The organism is Pseudomonas mosselii, assembly GCF_003205295.1.
GTDB lineage: Bacteria > Pseudomonadota > Gammaproteobacteria > Pseudomonadales > Pseudomonadaceae > Aquipseudomonas > Aquipseudomonas mosselii_B.
This window is the reverse complement of record NZ_QJRP01000003.1, coordinates 83,126-104,782: the sequence shown is the minus strand read 5'-3', so window position 1 is coordinate 104,782 and position 21,657 is coordinate 83,126. Positions and strand designations below refer to the sequence as shown.

Sequence of the window (21,657 nt, the reverse complement as noted above, 5' to 3'; positions counted from 1 at the left end):
ATCCGCACACGAAAAAGAGGAGCCGATCATAGCACAGGGCGTTTTTCGCCAATGAAGCCGAGCACGGGCCATGCCGCGACAAGTCGGCTAAGATAGCCGGCCTGTCGATCGGAGGTTACGCATGCAAGCAATGGATCACCCCACCTACCTGGCCCTGCGCGAGGGCGCCCAGGTGCTGGAAGCCGATGGCTCCGGCGACAAGGTGCTGCGCTTGCGTGATGGCCTGATGCTCAAGCTGTTCCGGCGCAAGCGCCTGCTCAGCTCGGCACTGCTGTTCCCCTATGCGGCGCGCTTCGAACGCAATGCCCGGACCTTGGCTGGGTTGGGCATCCCCTGCCCCGAAGTGCTGGCCATCTACCGCATTGCCAGCATCGCCCGCGACGCGGTGTACTACCGCCCGCTGCCGGGGGACACCCTGCGCCAGCGCCTGGGGGATCAGGCCCAGGCACAGGCCCTGCGCGCGCAATTGGGACGGTTCGTTGCGCGCCTGCATGAAGCCGGGGTCTATTTCCGCTCGCTGCACCTGGGCAACGTGGTGCTGACGCCCGACAACGACCTGGGCCTGATCGACATTGCCGACCTGCAAAGCCAACGCCAAGCACTTCGCGACAGTCAGCGCGAGCGCAACTTCCACCATATGCTGCGCTACCCCCAGGACCGCCAGTGGCTGCTGGGGGAGGATAGCGGCGCAACCTTCCTGCAGGGCTATCGCCAGGAACTGGAGCGGGGCCAGCACAAACCCCGCCCGCGCCTGCTGGACAACCTTCGCCAGTTGCTTGACTGAGCTGTCAGCGACCGATCACCACGAAGGTCGCCTTCTTGCGATTGGAGAAACTGGCCAGCACGCGCAGCTGGTGCTGCTCGAGCCAGGCCGTGAGCCAGGGCTCGTCTGGCTTGGCCTCGAAAACGAAGTAGCTGTACTGCTGCGCCTTCGGCCCCTCCAGCAGCTGCTCACGCGCGGGCAACGTGGGGTATCCGCGACCCGCGTAGTAGCTGACACGGCTGTCTTCGAAATAGACCTTGGCTTGCGGATCGACATTGGCACCGACCCAGCGCCCGGCCTCGACGATATGTGGCTTGCCGGCACCGGTGGAAATCACATTGGCCAGCATGACCAGCAGCGCCACCGCCACCAACGCCTTGCCCAGCCGCGGGAAGCGCTGGGCAAACAGCATCGCGCCCACCGCCAGCAGCGGCAGCGCCAGGAGATTGAGGAAGCTCAGGTAACGACCGTTCATGAACTGCTGGGCGATGAAGAACAGCAAGAGCACCAGGCTGTAGATCAGCGCCGCCCAGGCAAACGGCCGGAACTCGCGCAGGTAGGTACTCAGCGCCTGCCAGGTGCCACGCCGCAGGAACGGCAGGCAGAACGGCCCACTCAAGGCAATGAACTTGATGGCCAGGGCCGCCAGCAAGCCGAAGAACACGATTCGCCCCGCCTCGTCGCGGGAATACTTGTGCTTGAGGCTGTCACCGAACTGCTCCGCCAATGCCTGGAAAGCGGTCAGCACCTTGCGCGGGTCGACCAGGCCGAGGAAGTAGTCCACTCGCCCCAACGACAGACCACCCTTGGCCAACAGCACCATGGCCGCCGCGATACCAGCAATCAGCGGCACGCAGATGAACTGGACGAATGCCTTCAGGCCGCCGCGCTCGCGCAGGCCAAACAGCATCCACAGGCCCAAGGCGCCTTCGAGCATCAGCGCCTCCAGGCGAAACAGCACGGCACCGGCGATCGCCACATGGATGCTGGCCGCGCGCAACCAACCGCCCCGCAGCTGCCATTGCAAGGCCAGCCACAGCGCCAGCACACTGAAGAACCAGAAGCCATACTCGCGAATGATGTCGTTGCGAAACTGATTGACCGCCGGCATCGCCAGCACCACCAGCAACGCCCAGCCGGCGGCGGCCGGCACGCGCTGGCGTACCGAGTCGACCAGCAACGCACAGGTGCCGGCCATGAACAGCGCGCACCACAGGTAGGCGCACCACTCCATCGGCAACCGGGTGACGCCATGGGTGGCGGACAGCAGGAACGTGAACCACGGCCAGTCGAACGCCTGCCAGGCCACCTGCGGGCCTTCGCTGCTGATGCGCTGGGCGACACTCATGTAGAGCGCCGCGTCACGCCCCAGCGCAGTGGTGCCGAGGACGGCGATCAACGAGAGCAGCAAGCTGCCGATAAATGCCAGTCGTACCGGGTAGGTACCGACCATCCTTGAAACGTAAGAACCCACCGCGCTCCCCATCCTGTTCAGCACTCAATTGTAAATCGGTCAGGCCTTGATCAGCCGGACGGCCTTGCGCAGGTAAGTCCAGCGCGCCGCCTGCAACGGGCTCAAGCGCAAGGCCTGGGCATAGAAACGACGCGCCGAGCGGCGGTCACCGGCCAGCAGCGCCGCGCGAAACAGCGACAGGTAGCGCTGCGCCGTGTAGCGCCGACGCAGCACCTGGCATTCGTCGGGCAGGCTGGCGAACACTTCGCGAACCATGCCCAAGGCATATTCCTCTTCGTTTTCACGACTGTGACGCAAGCTGTCGGCATGCTTGTGGATACGCGCCAGAGGCCGGTTGGTCAGGGCCACCTGGGCATTGACCAGCAGGTAGGCGAACACCGGAATATCCTCGCCGCTGCGCAACCCCTGCGGATAGGGCCTGCGCAGCAGCAGATCACGAGCAAACAGCGTGCAGCAGTGCGAAATGGAAATGCGCTTTTCCAGCAAGTAGCGGCGCGCCAGCGCCAAGGCCCCGGCACGCGGCACCGGTGTCGGCAGGCGCACGCGCTCCTCGCCGTCGGGGAACACCGAGATCTGCGCCCCCAGCACCAGGCCTGCTCCCGGATTGGCAGCCAGCACCTCGCGCAGCGTGGCGATGGCGTCCACCGTCAGCTCGTCGTCCGCGTCCAGCAACAGTACATAGTCACCGCGCGCGTGTGCGATACCCTTGTTGCGCGCGGCGGCAGCGCCCGCATTGGGCTGGTCGAGCACCTGCAACTGCGGATAACGGGAGGCATAACCGGCCAACACCTCCAGGGTGTTGTCCGTGGAGCCGTCGTTGACCACGATCAGTTCCAGGTCATCCCCCCATTGGCACAACACCGAATCCAGTGCCCGCGGCACCAGCTTCGCGTAGTTGTACGCCGGCATGACCAGGCTGATCAGTACCTCAGGCGTCGGCATACGCCGGCGCACCGTCTTTGACCACCAGGATGTCTTCCATGATCAGGTACTGCAGGTCCGAGCCGAAGAACATGTTCAGGGCGTCGGTCGGCGAGCAGATCATCGGTTCGCCGCGGCGGTTCAGCGAGGTGTTCAGCGACACGCCGTTGCCGGTCAGGTCTTCGAGCGCCTTCATCATGTCGTAGTAGCGCGGGTTGTACTCGCGCTTGAGCACCTGGGCGCGCGAGGTGCCATCCTCGTGGACCACTTCCGGCACGCGGGTCTTCCACTCTTCGGCGACCTCGAAGGTGAAAGTCATGAACGGCGCGGGGTGATCGATCTTGATCATCTGCGGCGCGACGGTGTCCAGCATCGACGGGCAGAAAGGTCTCCAGCGCTCGCGGAACTTGATCTGGTGGTTGATGCGATCGGCCACGCCTTCAACGCTCGGACAGCCGATGATCGAACGACCACCCAACGCGCGCGGACCGAACTCCATGCGGCCTTGGAACCAAGCTACCGGATTGCCATCGACCATGATCTTGGCGATCTGCTCTGGCATGTTTTCAAGCTTGCGCCATGCCGGCTGGTTCGGGTGACGGGCACAGGCGGCGATCACGTCTTCGTTGGAGTACGCAGGGCCGAGGTAGACGTGCTCCATCTTCTCGACCGGCACGCCACGGGCGTGGGAAACGTAGGCCGCGGCACCCACCGCCGTACCTGCGTCGCCGGACGCCGGCTGGACGAACAGCTCCTTGACGTCGTCGCGGGCGATGATCTTCTGGTTAAGCTTGACGTTCAACGCGCAGCCGCCAGCGAAGGCCAGCTTGCCGGTTTCTTTCAGCGTGTCGCCCAGGTAATGGTCGATCATCTGCAGGGCCAGCTTCTCGAACAGCGCCTGCATGCTGGCGGCGTAGTGGATGTAAGGCTCGTCGGCGATGTCGCCTTCGCGCTTCGGACCCAGCCACTCGATCAGCTTGGGCGAGAAGTAGAAGCCCTTGCCCTTCTCTTTATAGCGGCGCAGGCCGATGACGTTGGCGTATTCGGTGTTGATCACCAACTCGCCGTTTTCGAAGCTGGCCAGGCGCGAGAAGTCATACTTGCTGGCGTCGCCATACGGCGCCATGCCCATGACCTTGAACTCGCCGTCGAGCATTTCGAAGCCGAGGAACTCGGTGATCGCGCCATACAGGCCACCCAGCGAGTCCGGATCGAAGAATTCCTTGATCTTGTGGATCTTGCCGTTTTCGCCGTAGCCAAAGAAGGTGGTGGCGTACTCGCCCTTGCCGTCGATACCGAGGATCGCGGTTTTCTCTTTGAAACCCGAGCAGTGGTAGGCGCTGGAGGCGTGGGCCAGGTGGTGCTCGACCGGCTCGATCTTGATCTTCTTCGGATCGAAGCCCAGTTGCTCCAGGCACCAGACGATCTTCTTGCGGTAGCGCTTGTAGCGACGGTTGCCCATCAGCAGCGCGTCGAGGGCGCGGTCCGGTGCGTACCAGTAACGCTTGGCGTAGTGCCAGCGGGCCTTGCCGAACAGGCTGATCGGGGCGAACGGAATGGCCACCACGTCGACGTCCGACGGCTTGATGCCGGCCTGCTCCAGGCAGAACTTCGCCGACTCGTAGGGCATGCGATTCTTCGCATGCTTGTCACGCACGAAGCGCTCTTCTTCGGCGGCGGCAATCAGCTTGCCGTCGATGTACAGGGCCGCGGAAGGGTCATGGCTAAGGGCGCCGGACAGGCCAAGAATCGTCAGTGCCAAGGGTCTAGCCTCTCAAATCGGTATGAAGTGCGCCAACGGCCATTCGGGCGGATGGCGGCTAAAGGGCGGGATTATAACGCAAAGATGGTCAGGCGCGATGTAATCGCGTGGGAGCGGGCTTGCCCCGCGATGGCGGCGGATCCACCGGCGCCATCGCGGGGCAAGCCCGCTCCCACGAGGGTAATGTGCCGCCAGGTTACTCGGCGATCAGCCAGTCCATGCGGAAGCTGCCGGCGGTCTGCGCCAGCTCCTTGGCCAGCCACGGCAGCAGCGTCTTGAGCTCATCTTCCAGGCCCCACGGCGGGTTGGCGATGGCCAGGCCCGAGCCGTTCAGACCCTGCGGGCTGTCCTGGTGATGCACGTACAGCTCGACCCGCAGCAACTTCGGCGCGCCGGTGCTGGTCAGGTCCTGGTAGAAGCGCGTCAGCGAGCGTTGGTCCTTGATCGGGTACCAGATCGCCGCGACAGTCTGGCGCATGCGACCGATCGCCTCTTTCATGGCCACGGTGCAGCGCTTGAGCTCGTCGGCCTGCTCGAACGGCGGGTCGATCAGCATGATGGCGCGCTTTTCCTGCACCGGCAGAAGCGCCCGCGGGATGTACCAGCCTTCGCCCAGGTGAACGGTGACCCGCGGGTCCTTCTTCATGTTCTCCTTGAGCAGCGCCCCGTCTTCAGGGTGCTTCTCGTTGAGCTGCGCACGGTCCTGTTCACGCATCAAACGCCGGGCCAGCTCGGGGGAGCCTGGGTAGTAACGCAGCTCGCCGTTCTTGTTCAGCCGCTTGATGACACCCAGATAGTCAGCGGTAACGGCCGGCAGGTCATCGCAATTCCACAGGCGGGCGACGCCTTCGAGGTACTCACCGGTACGGCTCGCCTGATCGCCCTGCAGGTCGTACAGGCCAAGCCCTGCGTGGGTATCGATATAGGCGAACGGCTGCTCCTTGCGCGACATCAGGGCGATGAGGCGGGTGAGCACGATGTGCTTGAGGACGTCGGCGTGATTGCCGGCGTGGAAGGCGTGACGATAGTTCATGAGGACTCCTGCGGGGGTGCCAAGTTTACCTTGCCTTGCAGTAGACACAAAAGCATCGCGGGGCAAGCCCGCTCCCACAAATGCCCGAGGACACGTGGGAGCAGGCTTGCCCCGCGATAGGGATAACGCCGATTCAGCAGGCGTTATTTGTCAGCGTGATACGCCGCATCAGCCGTTTCAAAACGCGAAACCATGCTGTTCGACGGGCTGCCCAGCTTGCTCACCACGAAGATGGCGATGCTGGCGAACAGGAAGCCCGGAATGATCTCGTACAGCCCCATGTCCACGTAGTTCTTCCACAGGATCACGGTCAGCGCACCGACCACGATACCGGCCAGGGCGCCGTTGCGGGTCATGCCTTTCCACAGCACCGAGATCAGCACCACCGGACCGAAGGCGGCACCGAAGCCAGCCCAGGCGTAGGCCACCAGGCCCAGCACACGGTTTTCCGGATTGGAGGCCATCGCAATGGCGATCAGCGCGACAGCCAGGACCATCAAGCGACCGACCCAGACCAATTCCTTCTGCGAAGCGCTCTTGCGCAGGAAGGCCTTGTAGAAGTCCTCGGTCAGTGCACTGGAGCACACCAGCAACTGGCAGCTCAAGGTGCTCATCACCGCGGCCAGGATGGCCGACAGCAGGATACCGGCGATCCACGGGTTGAACAGGATCTTGGCCAGTTCGATGAACACGCGCTCGTGGTTTTCGGTGACCGGACCTGCCAGGTCAGGGTGCGCCGAGAAGTAGGCGATGCCGAAGAAGCCGACCGCGCAGGTACCGGCCAGGCACAGGATCATCCAGGTCATGGAGATGCGACGGGCGTTGGCGATCGACTTCACCGAGTCGGCGGCCATGAAGCGCGCCAGGATGTGCGGCTGCCCGAAGTAGCCAAGGCCCCAGCCCATCAGCGAGATGATGCCGATGAAGGTCGCGCCCTTGAACATGTCGAAGTGCGCCGGGTTCACCGCGTCGATGGCAGCGAAGGTCTGGTCGAAGCCGCCAGTGGAGATCAGCACGATCACCGGGGTGAGGATCAGCGCGAAGATCATCAGCGAAGCCTGCACGGTATCGGTCCAGCTAACGGCCAGGAAACCACCGATGAAGGTGTAGGCGATAGTCGCCGCGGCACCGGCCCACAGAGCGGTTTCGTACGGCATGCCGAAGGTGCTTTCGAACAGGCGAGCGCCGGCGACGATGCCGGAAGCGCAGTAGATGGTGAAGAACACCAGGATGACGATCGCCGAAATGATCCGCAGCAGGCCGGTCTGGTCTTCGAAACGGCTGGAGAAGTAGTCCGGCAGGGTCAGGGCGTCACCGTTGTGCTCGGTCTGCACACGCAGACGGCCGGCGACGAACAGCCAGTTCAGGTAGGCGCCGACGGTCAGGCCGATGGCGATCCAGGCCTCGGAAAGGCCCGCGAAGTAGATGGCGCCCGGCAGGCCCATCAACAGCCAGCCGCTCATGTCCGATGCGCCGGCGGAAAGCGCGGTGACCACGCTGCCGAGACTACGGCCGCCGAGAATATAGTCGGAAAGGTTCTTGGTGGAGCGATAGGCGGCGAAGCCGATCAGCACCATTGCCGCAATGTAGACCACGAAGGTGATCGTTAGTGGATTGCCCATGAGTTGTGCCCTGGCGTTGTTTTTATCTCTTGCGACCGCCGCACGCGACGGTTGCACCCAGGCGGCGAATCCTATGCAACAACATGAACGAGGTGCAACCATTTTTCATTTGCAAGTTGCACCCAGCCATGGCTTTTCGGATAAAGCCCCTTTTTTGCTCCTTTTCGGAGCAAACACAGCGTTTTAAATAAGCAAAAGCAGCAAAAAAGACCGTTTCGGCTGTAAGGAAACAGCCTTCAGACGAGTTGCACCTGTACCGCGAAGATTTCGGGTTGCACCCGGTTGCACCCGAATTGTCCTACAGGCTAATCTTGCCTTCAGCTTAGGCCACATCCGTGACCAATAACGAGGATAAGAAATGGCGACGACCACCCTTGGGGTCAAACTCGACGACCCGACCCGTGAGCGACTCAAAGCAGCTGCGCAGTCCATCGACCGCACGCCGCACTGGTTGATCAAGCAAGCGATCTTCAACTATCTCGAGAAGCTCGAGGGTGGCGCCACCCTGAACGACCTCAACGGCCATGCCACCGCTGGCGATGACGCCGGTGAAGTCGCCGCCGACCACGCCCACCAGTGCTTCCTGGAATTCGCCGAAAGCATCCTGCCGCAGTCGGTACTGCGCTCGGCGATCACTGCCGCCTACCGCCGCCCCGAGCAGGAAGTGGTGCCGATGCTGCTGGAGCAGGCACGCCTGCCGGCCGCCCAGGCCGAAGCCACCAACAAGCTGGCCGCAAGCCTGGCCGACAAGCTGCGCAACCAGAAGAGCGCAGGCGGCCGTGCCGGCATCGTCCAGGGCCTGCTGCAGGAGTTCTCGCTGTCGTCCCAGGAAGGCGTGGCGCTGATGTGCCTGGCCGAAGCCCTGCTGCGCATCCCCGACAAAGGTACCCGTGACGCGCTGATCCGCGACAAGATCAGCACCGGCAACTGGCAGCCGCACCTGGGCAACAGCCCGTCGCTGTTCGTCAACGCCGCCACCTGGGGCCTGCTGCTGACCGGCAAGCTGGTCAGCACCCACAACGAATCCGGCCTGACCTCCTCGCTCACCCGCATCATCGGCAAGAGCGGCGAGCCGATGATCCGCAAGGGCGTCGACATGGCCATGCGCCTGATGGGCGAGCAGTTCGTCACCGGCGAGACCATCGCCGAGGCCCTGGCCAATGCCAGCAAGTTCGAAGCCAAGGGCTTCCGCTACAGCTACGACATGCTCGGCGAAGCCGCGCTGACCGAGCACGACGCACAGAAGTACCTGGCCTCCTACGAGCAGGCGATCCACTCGATCGGCAAGGCCTCGCACGGCCGCGGCATCTATGAAGGCCCGGGCATCTCGATCAAGCTCTCGGCCCTGCACCCGCGCTACAGCCGCGCCCAGTACGAGCGCGTGATGAGCGAGCTGTACCCGCGCCTGCTGTCGCTGACCCTGCTGGCCAAGCAGTACGACATCGGCCTGAACATCGACGCCGAGGAAGCCGACCGCCTGGAGCTGTCGCTGGACCTGCTCGAGCGCCTGTGCTTCGAACCGTCGCTGGCCGGCTGGAACGGCATCGGCTTCGTCATCCAGGCCTACCAGAAGCGCTGCCCGTACGTGATCGACTACGTCATCGACCTGGCCAAGCGCAGCCGCCACCGCCTGATGATCCGCCTGGTGAAAGGCGCCTACTGGGACAGCGAGATCAAGCGCGCCCAGGTCGAGGGCCTGGAAGGCTATCCGGTCTACACCCGCAAGGTGTACACCGACGTGTCCTACGTCGCCTGCGCGCGCAAGCTGCTGGCCGTGCCAGAAGCCATCTACCCGCAGTTCGCCACCCACAACGCCCACACCCTGTCGGCCATCTACACCATCGCCGGGCAGAACTACTACCCGGGCCAGTACGAGTTCCAGTGCCTGCACGGCATGGGCGAACCGCTGTACGAGCAAGTCGTGGGCAAGGTTTCCGAAGGCAAGCTGAACCGTCCGTGCCGCGTGTACGCGCCGGTCGGCACCCACGAGACCCTGCTGGCCTACCTGGTCCGCCGCCTGCTGGAAAACGGCGCCAACACCTCGTTCGTCAACCGCATCGCCGACCACTCGATCTCCATCCAGGAACTGGTCGCCGACCCGGTTGCCAGCATCGAGCGCATGGGCACCCAGGAAGGCAGCATCGGCCTGCCGCACCCGCGCATCCCGATGCCGCGTGAACTGTACGGCAGCGAGCGGGCCAACTCGGCCGGCATCGACATGGCCAACGAACACCGCCTGGCGTCGCTGTCCTGCGCCCTGCTTGCCACCGCCCACAACGACTGGAAAGCCACCCCGCTGCTGGCCTGCGCCGCCAGCGAGCAGCCGGCCGCGCCGGTGCTCAACCCGGCCGACCACCGCGATGTCGTGGGCCACGTGCAGGAAGCCACTGTCGCCGACGTCGACAACGCCATCCAGTGCGCGCTGAACGCCGCGCCGATCTGGCAGGCCACCCCGCCGGCCGAGCGCGCAGCGATCCTCGAACGCGCCGCCGACCTGATGGAAGCCGACATCCAGCCGCTGATGGGCCTGCTGGTGCGCGAAGCCGGCAAGACCTACGCCAACGCCATCGCCGAAGTGCGCGAAGCCGTGGACTTCCTGCGCTACTACGCGGTGCAGGCACGCAACGACCTGCGCAACGACAGCTGCCGCCCACTGGGTCCGGTGGTGTGCATCAGCCCGTGGAACTTCCCGCTGGCGATCTTCTCCGGCCAGGTGGCCGCGGCGCTGGCCGCCGGCAACCCGGTACTGGCCAAGCCGGCCGAACAAACCCCGCTGGTCGCCGCACAGGCCGTGCGCCTGCTGCTGGAAGCCGGCATCCCCGAAGGCGTGCTGCAACTGCTGCCAGGCCAGGGTGAAACCGTCGGTGCCGGCCTGGTCGGTGACGAACGCGTCAAGGGCGTGATGTTCACCGGTTCCACCGAGGTCGCCCGCCTGCTGCAACGCAACATCGCCGGTCGCCTGGACAACCAGGGCCGCCCGATCCCGCTGATCGCCGAGACCGGTGGCCAGAACGCCATGATCGTCGACTCCTCGGCGCTGACCGAGCAGGTGGTGATCGACGTGGTCTCCTCGGCCTTCGACAGCGCCGGCCAGCGTTGCTCGGCCCTGCGTGTGCTGTGCCTGCAGGAAGACTCCGCCGACCGCGTGATCGAAATGCTCAAGGGCGCCATGGCCGAAAGCCGCCTGGGCAACCCGGAGCGCCTGTCCGTGGACATCGGCCCGGTGATCGACGCCGAAGCCAAGGCCGGTATCGAGAAGCACATCCAGGGCATGCGCGACAAAGGCCGCACCGTCTACCAGGTAGCCATCGCCGAAGGCGAGGAGATCAAGCGCGGCACCTTCGTGATGCCGACCCTGATCGAACTGGAAAGCTTCGACGAGCTCAAGCGCGAGATCTTCGGCCCGGTGCTGCACGTGGTGCGCTACAACCGCAAGGACCTGGACCAGCTGATCGAGCAGATCAACGCCTCCGGCTACGGCCTGACCCTAGGCGTGCACACCCGCATCGACGAGACCATCGCCAAGGTGGTGGACAACGTCAACGCCGGCAACATGTACGTCAACCGTAACATCGTCGGTGCCGTGGTCGGCGTGCAGCCGTTCGGTGGTGAAGGCCTGTCGGGCACCGGCCCGAAAGCCGGCGGCCCGCTGTACCTGTACCGCCTGCTGTCGACCCGCCCGGCCGACGCCATCGCCCGCCACTTCCAGGCCGACGATGCGCGCAGCCAGGCCGACACCACCCTGCGCGACCAGCAGCTCAAGCCGCTGACCACCCTCAAGACCTGGGCGGCCAGCAGCCAGATGAGCGACCTGGCCGCGCTGTGCGAGCAGTTCGCCGAGCAGTCGCAGAGCGGCATCACCCGCGTGCTGCCAGGCCCGACCGGCGAGCGCAACACCTACAGCGTGCTGCCACGCGAACACGTGCTGTGCCTGGCCGACAACGAGGCCGACCTGCTGGCCCAACTGGCGGCGGTACTGGCCGTGGGCAGCTCGGCGGTGTTCCAGGACGGCGAGCCGGCCAAGACCGTGCGCGGCCGTCTGCCGAAGGAGCTGCAAGCGAAGATCAAGCTGGTGGCCGACTGGAGCAAGGATGAGGTGGCCTTCGACGCGGTCATCCACCACGGTCACTCCGACCAGCTGCGCGGCGTCTGCGAGCAGGTGGCCAAGCGTGCCGGCGCGATCGTCGGCGTGCACGGGCTGTCGAGCGGCGATCACCAGATCGCCCTGGAACGCCTGGTGATCGAGCGGGCGGTGAGTGTTAACACCGCGGCGGCGGGCGGTAACGCCAGCCTGATGACCATCGGCTGACGCTGACAGTCGTTGAACGGAAAAGGAGAGCTCAGGCTCTCCTTTTTTATTAGCCCCTCGCGGGCCTCTTCGCGGGTAAACCCGCTCCCACAGGTACAGCGCGGGCCTTAAGGCACAGGTGACCACTGTGGGAGCGGGTTTACCCGCGAAGAGGCCGGCACTGACTGCACAAATCTCAGTGTTTCATGCCGAGTTCGGCATCATCCATCAATGCCTTGGCCAGGGCGCTCAGGTAATACGACGCCCAGAGCAACTGGGGCTTTTCCTCCATGATCCCGGTGATGGTCAGGTCGCGTACGCAGCCCATCAGCTCCGAGGCCTGGTCGCGGGCGTGCTGGCAGGGGATGCCGGGCTCGATGCAGAACAGCGGGTCGGTCATGCCTTCGCCCTGGTAGAACTTGGTCTTGCCGACGGTGGTGGGGATGTTGCCTGTGGTCATGGTTTTTCTCCCTGAAATGGTGGGTGCCTGTGCGGGCCTCTTCGCGGGCAAGCCCGCTCCCACAGGGACAGCGCTGGCTCCAAGGCACAGCTGAACCTGTGGGAGCGGGTTTACCCGCGAAAGGGCCCGACCAGGCACGCGACCTAGTGCAATGTGGGCGCCTGCGCCGGCATCTGCACCTGGATCAACGCCGCTTCGAGCAACATACGCAGCGATTCCATTTCATGCATCGACGCCATCATCAACACGGCAGCCGGCGACCTGGGTTTGAGCTGTACGGCGTGATGGGCCACGGTCAAGGCGCACAGGGCGTACTCGGTGGCCTGGATGAGGGTGTCTTCGAGGGAATGAGGGTTGTGGGGGGGATCGGGGACAATCTTCAACATAGCTACCTCTTGCTGATCAAGTGGGACCACCACCCGTTGCTGTCAAACAAGAAGGTGGCAGCTGTATATGGGTTGACAGACCGGTCAGCAAGAGCAAAACCCCGGCGCACGCGAAGTGCCCCACATACAGCCGCCATAAAGGGCAAAGCCGTTGAGTAAGCTCTTGATAATCGGCCTGTCAAAGCCGGTCGCTGATTGTGCAGCGACCGTCCGAGACTAGAGGCCAACCCGGAGCACCGCAATGGCTTGAAAGGGCTTGGGAGTATGTTTGGAAATTGGACTACATGGAATAGGGAAAGTCTTGGAATCTGCGTAGGAAACGCACTGCGGCTCGGCCATTCGAGCCATAGGTGCGACTGGAAAGCTGCGATTAATTTGAGGCCAAAACAGCCATCAGGCCGATTTCTTTTTCACCGTGAAGTCAACTTCCAGGTCGGCGTTCGCCAGAATATTCACCAGTGCATCCAGCGAGAACTTGTCTATCTTGCCATTGAGCAAGTCACTCAAGCGTGGCTGAGTCAGATGCAGTCGCCGTGCTGCGTCTTTCTGCGGCAGATCCCAGGACCGGACAATCCTGGCCAACACCCTCATCAGCTTCGCCCGAAGCCGCAGGTTCTCGGCCTCTTCCGGTGAGTCGAACAGCGCATCCCATACCGAAGTGGAGCGTTCGTTTGTCATCGCAAATCCCTCTGTGCATCCATCTCGTTCAAACACTGTCGACTCCAGCTCAGCAGGCACCCAACCATTTGTATCGCGCTTTCGCCAGATCGATATCGCGCTTTTCCGTCTTCTCGGTCGTCTTGCGAAACGCGTGCAGGACATAAACCGCTTCTGGTCGACTCACGACGTAGAACACCCGAAACGCCCCGTCCTGACACTTGATGCGGATTTCCCGCGTCCCAGGCCCAACGCTTTCCATTGGTTTCCAGTCGAAGGGGGCCTCACCGTCCTGGATCAGCTCCAGCTGATACCCGGCCCGCTGCCTTGCCACAATCGGAAAGTCCCGCAGGTCCTGCTTGCTGCTACCCATCCATTCGATTGGCTTTTGCCCATCATGCATCCTGCACGCTCCCGCCAATGCATTCGCCTGGCTTGTCCATACCGGAGGCGTAAGCTCTCCATGAGCGGCAAAGATAAAACTATATCGATATCGATATAAGCGCAATTGCGTGACAAGGCTTTGCGACGGGTAACACCCACGTCCATAGCGCCCGGCGCAACCCAAGGAGGCCTGGGCGATGGCAACTTCTGCTCCGATATCACCCAAACCAATTAACCTGTCCCCTGCCCCATCACCTTGCCTAGACTCGCTGCATCCCGAACCAGGAATGCCGCCATGTCCGAGCAACTCCTCAGCAGCCGCAACCTCGCCTTCGAACTCTACGAAGTCCTCGACGCCGAGGCCCTGACCCAGCGCCCGCGCTTCGCCGAACACAGCCGCGAGACCTTCGACGCGGCGCTGACCACCGCCCGTACCCTTGCCGAAAAGTACTTCGCCCCGCACAACCGCAAGGGCGACGAAAACGAGCCGCGCTACGTGGACGGCCGCGCCGAGCTGATCCCGGACGTTAAGCCTGCGGTCGACGCCTTCCTCGAAGCGGGCTTCCTCAACGCCAACCGCGACTTCGAAGTCGGCGGCATGCAGCTGCCCAGCCTGGTGTCGCAAGCCTGCTTCGCCCACTTCCAGGCCGCCAACGCCGGCACCACGGCCTACCCGTTCCTGACCATGGGCGCGGCCAACCTGATCGAGAGCTTCGCCAGCGACGAACAGAAACGCCTGTTCCTGCAACCGATGATCGAGGGACGCTACTTCGGCACCATGGCCCTGACCGAACCCCACGCTGGCTCGTCGCTGGCCGATATCCGCACCCGCGCTGAACCCGCAGGCGACGGCACCTACCGGCTCAAGGGCAACAAGATCTTCATCTCCGGCGGCGACCACGAGCTTTCGCAGAACATCGTGCACATGGTCCTGGCCAAGCTGCCGGACGCACCGCCCGGGGTGAAGGGCATCTCGCTGTTCATCGTGCCCAAGTACCTGGTCAACGCCGACGGCAGCCTGGGGCCACGCAACGACGTGCTGCTGGCCGGCCTGTTCCACAAGATGGGCTGGCGCGGCACCACCTCCACGGCGCTGAACTTCGGTGACAACGGCCAGTGTGTCGGCTACTTGGTGGGCCAGCCGCACCAGGGCCTGGCCTGCATGTTCCAGATGATGAACGAGGCGCGCATCGGCGTCGGCATGGGCGCGGTGATGCTGGGTTACGCCGGTTACCTGTATTCCCTGGACTATGCCCGTCAACGTCCACAGGGCCGCCTGCCGGACAACAAGGACCCGCACAGCCCCGCCGTGCCGATCATCGAGCACAGCGATGTGAAGCGCATGCTGCTGGCACAGAAGGCCTACGTCGAGGGTGCTTTCGACCTGGGCCTGTACGCTGCCCGGCTGTTCGATGACACCCACACCGCCGCGGATGCTGAGGCTCGCCGGCAAGCCTTGGAGCTGCTCGACCTGCTCACCCCCATCGTCAAGTCCTGGCCCTCGGCGTTCTGCCTGAAAGCCAACGAACTGGCGATCCAGATCCTTGGCGGCCACGGCTACACCCGCGAATACCCGGTCGAGCAGTATTACCGCGACAACCGTCTCAACCCGATCCACGAGGGCACCGAGGGCATCCAGTCCCTCGACCTGCTCGGGCGCAAGCTGGCGCAGAACAACGGCGCCGGGCTCAAGCAACTGATTCGCCTGATCGCCGGCACCTGCGAGCGCGCCAGCCATCACCCGAACCTCGATCCGTTGCGCCAGCCCCTGGAGCACCTGGTCAATCGCCTGCAAAGCGTGACCCTCGCCCTGCTCGGCGACCTGGCCGCCGGCAAGGTCGCCGGCGCGCTGGCCAACTCGGCGCTGTACCTCAAGGTGTTCGGCCACTGCGTGATCGGCTGGCGCTGGCTGGAGCAGGCCATTCATGCCGAGGTCGGCCTGCTCAAGGGCAGTGACCGCGACTTCTATCAGGGCAAGCTCCAGGCCGCGCGTTATTTCCTCACCTGGGAGGTGCCGGGCTGCCATAATGACCTCGCTTTGCTCGAGGCCCGCGACGACACCTGCCTCGCGATGCAAGAGGGGTGGTTCTAGGGGGAGCCACCGCACACACGGAGATTTCCATGTTCGACTCCAGCACCCTGCTGCGCCAGCGCTTTGCCGCGCTGCGCAGCACGGCCGAACTGTTCTCGCTTCGCCATGTGAAGCAATCGCACCAGTCACTGTCGGTTCGGCGCAACGTCGCCGAGCCACCCTTCTTCAGCCAGGACGAAGGCGCCATGCTCACCGTGCGGGTGGATGGCGTGGAGGCCTACGCGGCCACCGCCGACCTGTCCCAGGCCGGGCTGCAACGCGCCCTGGAGCAGGCCGAGGCGCTGGCCCGGCGGATCAAGGCCAGCAGCCTGCTCGACCTGAGCGGCCAGCCGGCCCCGGAGGGACGCCACGACCATGTCTCGCCCAACTTCGAGCAGCCCCTGCCCAACCTCGCCGACTGCCTGGACGTGCTGGCCGCCGAATCGGCCAGCGTGCCACGTGACGAGCGCCTGGTGGACTGGCAGGCCAGCCTTGGCATCAGCGTGGTCGAGCAGACCTACCTGAACTCCGCCGGCGCCGAGCTGCGCCATGCCCAGCGCTTCGTCTACCCGGGCCTGGGCGTCACCGCCAGCGACGGCCAGGACAGCCAGAGCCGCAGCCTGGGCCGGGAGAACTTCGGCCAGCAGGGCGGCTTCGAGGTGATCCAGCGCTGTGGCCTGGTCGGCGCGGCCCGCCGGGTAGCCGACGAGGCGCTGCAGTTGCTGCTGGCGCCCAACACCCCGAGCGGCCGGCGCGACCTGCTGCTGATGCCCGACCAGATGATGCTGCAGATCCACGAGTCCATCGGCCATCCGCTGGAGCTGGACCGTATCCTGGGCGATGAGCGCAACTACGCCGGTACCAGCTTCGTCAAAGCCAGCGACTTCGGCCACCTGCAGTACGGCTCGAAGCGGCTCAACGTGACCTTCGACCCGACGATCCGCGAGGAGTTGGCCAGCTACAGCTTCGATGACGACGGTACACCGGCCAGCAAGCAGTTCCTGATCCGCGACGGCCTGCTGGTGCGCCCCCTGGGCGGCGTGCTGTCGCAGCTGCGCTCGGGCCTGGACGGCGTGGCCAACAGCCGCGCCTGCGGCTGGAACCGCGCACCTATCGACCGAATGGCCAACCTCAATGTCGAGCCTGGCGACCAGTCGCTGGAACAACTGATCGGGGGGATCGAACACGGTATCCTGATGCGCACCAACCGCTCCTGGTCCATCGACGATGCGCGCAACAAGTTCCAGTTCGGCTGCGAGTGGGGGCAGTTGATCGAGAACGGCGAGCTCAAGGGCGTGGTGAAGAACCCGAACTACCGGGGCATCTCCGCCGACTTCTGGCGCAACCTCTCGGCCGTGGGCGACAGCAGCACCTTCCAGGTGCTCGGCACGCCCAACTGCGGCAAGGGCGAGCCCAACCAGGTGGTGCGTGTCGGCCATGCCTCGCCGGCCTGCGTGTTCCGCCAGATCGACGTATTCGGGGGAGACGCCTGATGAGCAGCCTGTACCAGCAACGTTTCGAAAGCCTGCTCGACAGCCTGAACGCCGCCGTGCAACCGGGCGAGCAGTTCACCCTCGGCTACAGCGCCGAGCATTCGCAGTTCGTGCGCTTCAACCATGCCAAGGTGCGCCAGGCCGGGCTGGTCAGCCAGGCCAGCGCACACCTGCGGCTGGTGCGTGAAGGGCGCCAGGCCGAGCAGCAGATCACCTTGGGCGACGACCCCGAGCTCGACCGCCAGCGCCTGCACGACGCCCTGGCACAGCTGCGCCAGACCTTGCCATTGCTGGCGGTGGATCCCTACCTGAACCTCGACGACAGCGCCTGGCACAGCCATAGCCTGCTCGAACCGCCATTGCCCGAGCTGGACGAAGTGCTGGCCCTGGTCGAGCGCGAAGCCGGTGACCTGGACCTGGTCGGCATCTATGCCGCCGGCCCCATCTGCCGGGGCTTCGCCAGTTCCTTCGGGGCCTTCGGCTGGCACCAGGCCAACAGTTTCAACTTCGACTGGAGCCTGTTCCACGCCAACGGCCAGGCGGTCAAGGCCAACTATGCCGGGCAGGCCTGGAGCGGCGAGGCCTTCGCCTCCCGCCTGCGCCAGGCTCGCGAACAACTGGCTCACCTGGGGCGCCCGGCCATTACCCTCAAGCCCGGCAGCTACCGCGCCTACCTGGCGCCGGCGGCGATGGACGAAATCGCCGGGATGCTGTGCTGGGGCGGTTTCTCCGCGCAGGCCCTGGCCACGGGCAACAGCCCGTTGCAGCGTCTGTACAACGGCGACGCGCAACTGAGCCCACGAGTGAGCTTCAGCGAGCAGGTCAGCGGCTCGCTGAGCCCGGCGTTCTCCGACGAGGGCTCGCCCCGTCGCGACCTGCTGCTGATCGGTGAAGGCAGGGCGCTGGAGCGGCTGGTGAGCGCCCGCAGCGCCGCCGAGTTCGCACAGCAGGCCAATGGCGCCGACAGCCATGAGTCACCGTGCGCGCTGAGCCTGGCACCGGGGAACCTGCCCGGAGAAGAGGTTCTGGAGCGTCTGGGCACCGGGCTGTACATCAGCAACCTGTGGTACCTGAACTACTCGGACCTGCCCGCCGCGCGCATGACCGGGCTGACCCGTTTCGCCACGTTCTGGGTGGAAAACGGCCAGATCCAGGGGCCGGTGAGCACCATGCGCTTCGACGACAGCCTGTACAACCTGCTGGGTAGCCAGCTGGAGGACCTGACCCAGGAACGCGAGATGATCCTCTCGACCAGCACCTACGGGCAGCGCAGCACTGGGTCGAGTCATCTGCCGGGGGCGTTGCTGAAGGGGTTGACCCTGACACTGTGATCCGCAGGACCGACCTCTTCGCGGGTAAACCCGCTCCCACAGGTTTGTCGATAACCCTGTGGGAGCGGGTTTACCCGCGAAGAGGTCGGCACAGGCAACACAAAACGTAGAGGTAGCTGATGTCCGATCGCGCCCCGCTGGACCCCGTCACCGCCCGCTGGATCCCCTGGGTAGTGGCCATCGCCTTCTTCATGCAGTCGCTCGACGGCACCATCCTCAACACCGCGCTGCCGGCCATGGCCCGCTCCTTGGCCGAGGACCCGCTGCGCATGCAGGGGGTGATCATCGCCTACATGCTCACCGTGGCCCTGCTGATCCCGGCCTCGGGCTGGATCGCCGACCGTTTCGGCACCAAGCGCATCTTCTTCAGCGCCATCCTGCTGTTCAGCTTCGGTTCGCTGTTGTGCGCCATGGCCAACAGCCTCGGCTTCCTGATCCTGGCCCGGGTGATCCAGGGCCTGGGCGGCGCGCTGATGCTGCCGGTCGGGCGCCTGGTGGTGCTGCGCGCCTACCCGCGCTCGGAGCTGGTGCGGATCATGAGCTTCATCACCATCCCCGGCCTGCTCGGCCCGTTGCTGGGTCCGACCCTGGGTGGCTGGCTGGTGGAGATTCTCAGCTGGCACTGGATCTTCCTGATCAACCTGCCGGTGGGGGCACTGGGCTGCTACGCGGTGTGGAAGTTCATCCCCGACCTGCGCGGCGCCGAACGCACCAGCTTCGATGGCCCGGGTTTCCTGCTGTTCGGCGCGGCGATGGTGCTGATCACCATCGCCATGGAGGGCTTGGGCGAACTGCACCTGCCGCACCTGCGGGTGATGCTGTTGCTGTTCGCCGGCATGGCCTGCCTGGCCGCCTACTGGCTGCGCGCCGGGCGTGATCCGGAGCCCCTGTTCTCGCCCTCGCTGTTCCGCGTACGGACCTTCGCCATCGGTATCCTCGGCAACCTGTTCGCCCGCCTGGGCAGCGGCGCCCTGCCCTTCCTGGTGCCGTTGCTGCTGCAGGTGGCGCTGGGCTATTCGCCGGCCCAGGCCGGCATGAGCATGATCCCGCTGGCGGCGGCGGCGATGCTCGCCAAGTCCATTGCTCGGCCGCTGATCGAACGCCTGGGCTATCGCATCGTGCTGACCGGCAACACCCTGCTGCTAGGCCTGCTGCTGGCCAGCCTGGGGCTGGTGGACGAGCAGACGCCCTATGCCGTGCTGCTGGTGCAACTGGCGCTGCTGGGCGCGGTCAACTCGATGCAGTTCACGGCAATGAACACGGTGACGCTGATCGACCTCGACGACGCCAGCGCCAGCAGCGGCAACAGCCTGCTGTCAGTGGTCGCGCAACTGTCGCTGAGCCTGGGCGTGGCCTGCGCCGGCGCCTTGCTCGGCGGTTTCACCGCGGCTGGCGGCGCCGAGGGCGTGGAGAGCACCCTGGGCGCGTTCCAACTGACCTTCGTCACCATCGGCGTGATGGCCATGCTGGCGGCGGCGATCTTCCTGCAACTGGCGCCGACGGACGGAAGGCGCGCCCGTCGTCCGGAACATCACGTCGAGTCGTAGGGCGAATGGCTTTGAGGCTGGTAGACTATGCGGCATTTTTCGCTTCGCACCGCAGGCCCGCCTCGTGACCGTTGAAACCACCGCTTTTGCCACCCTACCGCTGTCCGCCGCCATGCTGGCCAACCTGGACGCCCTGGGCTACGCCTCGATGACACCGATCCAGGCCCAGAGCCTGCCGGTCATCCTCAAGGGCCAGGACCTGATCGCCCAGGCCAAGACCGGTAGCGGCAAGACCGCCGCCTTCGGCATCGGCCTGCTCAACCCGATCAACCCGCGCTATTTCGGCTGCCAGGCGCTGGTGCTGTGCCCGACTCGGGAGCTGGCCGACCAGGTAGCCAAGGAGCTGCGCCGCCTGGCCCGCGCCGAGGACAACATCAAGATCCTCACCCTGTGCGGCGGCGTGTCGCTCGGCCCGCAGATCGCTTCGCTGGAGCACGGCGCGCACATCATCGTCGGCACCCCGGGGCGCATCCAGCAGCACCTGGACAAAGGCACCCTGGTGCTCGACGGTCTCAACACCCTGGTCCTGGACGAAGCCGACCGCATGCTCGACATGGGCTTCTTCGACGCCATCGCCAGCATCATCGGCAAGACCCCGTCGCGCCGCCAGACCCTGCTGTTCTCCGCCACCTACCCAGCCGGCATCGAGCAGTTGGCCAAGGACTTCATGCGCCAGCCGCAGCAGGTCAAGGTCGAGGCGCTGCACAGCGACAGCCAGATCGAACAGCGCTTCATCGAGATCGACCCGCAGCAGCGCCTGGAAGCGGTGACCCGCGTGCTCGGCCACTACCGCCCGCAGTCCTGCGTAGCGTTCTGCTTCACCAAGCAGCAGTGCGAGGACCTGGTCACCCACCTGACCGCCAAGGGCATCGTCGCCCAGGCCCTGCACGGCGACCTGGAGCAGCGCGACCGCGACCAGGTGCTGACGATGTTCGCCAACCGCAGCAGCTCGGTGCTGGTGGCCACCGATGTGGCCGCCCGCGGCCTGGACATCGACGGCCTGGACCTGGTGATCAACGTCGAGCTGGCCCGTGACGCCGAGATCCACGTGCACCGCGTCGGCCGTACTGGTCGCGCCGGCGAGAAAGGCGTGGCGATCAGCCTGGTGGCGCCGGCCGAAGGCCACCGCGCCCAGGCCATCGAGGACCTGCAGAACAAGCCGCTGCGCTGGGAACAGCTGGACAACCTCAAGAGCAAGGGCGGCGAGCCGCTGCTGCCGGCGATGACCACCCTGTGCATCGGTGCCGGGCGTAAGGACAAGCTGCGCCCGGGCGACATCCTCGGTGCACTGACCGGCGACGCCGGGTTGCCGGGCAAGCAGGTGGGCAAGATCGCCATCTTCGACTTCGTGGCGTTCGTCGCCGTGGAGCGGGCGGTGGCCAAGCAGGCGATGCAGCGGCTGAACAGCGGCAAGATCAAGGGTCGTGCCCTGAAAGTCCGTATCGTCTAAAGGCTTGGCAAAAGA

Annotated in this window: 16 protein-coding genes; 7 read left to right on the top strand and 9 right to left on the bottom strand. The window is 65.0% G+C overall.

Translation table 11 applies throughout. The features are described from left to right. Positions 1–121 precede the first annotated feature (121 nt). The gene (locus DMX06_RS04020; RefSeq protein ID WP_110734824.1) at positions 122–784 is read left to right on the top strand and encodes a phosphotransferase; all 663 of its coding nucleotides are present in this window, start codon (positions 122–124) and stop codon (positions 782–784) included. Positions 785–788: 4 nt separating this feature from the next. Here DMX06_RS04020 and DMX06_RS04015 read toward each other — a convergent pair whose 3' ends face one another. The 5 genes from DMX06_RS04015 to putP all read right to left on the bottom strand — a co-directional run bounded on the left by DMX06_RS04015 (position 789) and on the right by putP (position 7,575). Beyond that, positions 789–2,237 carry a hypothetical protein gene (locus tag DMX06_RS04015; RefSeq protein WP_258378802.1) on the bottom strand — a complete coding sequence of 483 codons (1,449 nt, stop codon included), beginning with the start codon at positions 2,235–2,237 and terminating at the stop codon, positions 789–791. A gap of 39 nt (positions 2,238–2,276) precedes the next feature. Then, entirely contained in the window at positions 2,277–3,179 is a 903-nt protein-coding gene (locus DMX06_RS04010) for a glycosyltransferase family 2 protein (protein WP_110734820.1), read from the bottom strand. After that, the gene (locus DMX06_RS04005) at positions 3,166–4,920 is read right to left on the bottom strand and encodes a carbamoyltransferase family protein (protein WP_110734818.1); all 1,755 of its coding nucleotides are present in this window, start codon (positions 4,918–4,920) and stop codon (positions 3,166–3,168) included. The genes DMX06_RS04010 and DMX06_RS04005 overlap by 14 nt, the downstream gene beginning before the upstream one ends. Before the next feature lie 196 nt (positions 4,921–5,116). Next, positions 5,117–5,953, bottom strand: a complete 837-nt coding sequence (locus DMX06_RS04000) for a 23S rRNA (adenine(2030)-N(6))-methyltransferase RlmJ (protein WP_110734816.1) — start codon at positions 5,951–5,953, stop codon at positions 5,117–5,119. A 143-nt stretch (positions 5,954–6,096) separates the two neighbouring features. After that, positions 6,097–7,575 carry a sodium/proline symporter PutP gene (gene putP / locus DMX06_RS03995; protein ID WP_110734814.1) on the bottom strand — a complete coding sequence of 493 codons (1,479 nt, stop codon included), beginning with the start codon at positions 7,573–7,575 and terminating at the stop codon, positions 6,097–6,099. Positions 7,576–7,933: 358 nt separating this feature from the next. On the opposite strand from putP, the gene putA reads away from it, so the two are divergent. After that, complete coding sequence (putA, locus tag DMX06_RS03990; protein ID WP_110734812.1) at positions 7,934–11,884, top strand: trifunctional transcriptional regulator/proline dehydrogenase/L-glutamate gamma-semialdehyde dehydrogenase; 3,951 nt, start codon at positions 7,934–7,936, stop codon at positions 11,882–11,884. Between the two features lie 175 nt (positions 11,885–12,059). Here putA and DMX06_RS03985 read toward each other — a convergent pair whose 3' ends face one another. From DMX06_RS03985 to DMX06_RS03970, 4 genes are all read right to left on the bottom strand, one after another. Then, positions 12,060–12,323, bottom strand: a complete 264-nt coding sequence (locus DMX06_RS03985) for a DUF3077 domain-containing protein (protein WP_110734810.1) — start codon at positions 12,321–12,323, stop codon at positions 12,060–12,062. Between the two features lie 143 nt (positions 12,324–12,466). Next, positions 12,467–12,709: a hypothetical protein gene (locus DMX06_RS03980; protein WP_110734808.1), complete on the bottom strand. Its 243-nt coding sequence runs from the start codon at positions 12,707–12,709 to the stop codon at positions 12,467–12,469. Positions 12,710–13,102: 393 nt separating this feature from the next. After that, positions 13,103–13,387, bottom strand: a complete 285-nt coding sequence (locus DMX06_RS03975; RefSeq protein ID WP_110734806.1) for a helix-turn-helix domain-containing protein — start codon at positions 13,385–13,387, stop codon at positions 13,103–13,105. A gap of 49 nt (positions 13,388–13,436) precedes the next feature. After that, complete coding sequence (locus DMX06_RS03970; RefSeq protein WP_110734804.1) at positions 13,437–13,769, bottom strand: type II toxin-antitoxin system RelE/ParE family toxin; 333 nt, start codon at positions 13,767–13,769, stop codon at positions 13,437–13,439. A 276-nt stretch (positions 13,770–14,045) separates the two neighbouring features. On the opposite strand from DMX06_RS03970, the gene DMX06_RS03965 reads away from it, so the two are divergent. From DMX06_RS03965 to dbpA, 5 genes are all read left to right on the top strand, one after another. Continuing rightward, positions 14,046–15,842: an acyl-CoA dehydrogenase gene (locus tag DMX06_RS03965; protein ID WP_110734802.1), complete on the top strand. Its 1,797-nt coding sequence runs from the start codon at positions 14,046–14,048 to the stop codon at positions 15,840–15,842. A 29-nt stretch (positions 15,843–15,871) separates the two neighbouring features. Further along, a complete protein-coding gene (locus DMX06_RS03960; protein ID WP_110734800.1) occupies positions 15,872–17,314 on the top strand; it encodes a TldD/PmbA family protein in 1,443 nt (480 codons plus the stop codon). Beyond that, the gene (locus DMX06_RS03955; protein ID WP_110734798.1) at positions 17,314–18,645 is read left to right on the top strand and encodes a TldD/PmbA family protein; all 1,332 of its coding nucleotides are present in this window, start codon (positions 17,314–17,316) and stop codon (positions 18,643–18,645) included. The genes DMX06_RS03960 and DMX06_RS03955 overlap by 1 nt, the downstream gene beginning before the upstream one ends. Positions 18,646–18,764: 119 nt before the next feature. Beyond that, entirely contained in the window at positions 18,765–20,192 is a 1,428-nt protein-coding gene (gene mdtD, locus DMX06_RS03950; protein WP_110734796.1) for a multidrug transporter subunit MdtD, read from the top strand. Between the two features lie 112 nt (positions 20,193–20,304). Beyond that, positions 20,305–21,642, top strand: coding sequence for an ATP-dependent RNA helicase DbpA (dbpA, locus tag DMX06_RS03945; RefSeq protein ID WP_258378805.1), 1,338 nt, complete (start codon positions 20,305–20,307; stop codon positions 21,640–21,642). The last annotated feature ends 15 nt before the right edge of the window (positions 21,643–21,657 follow it).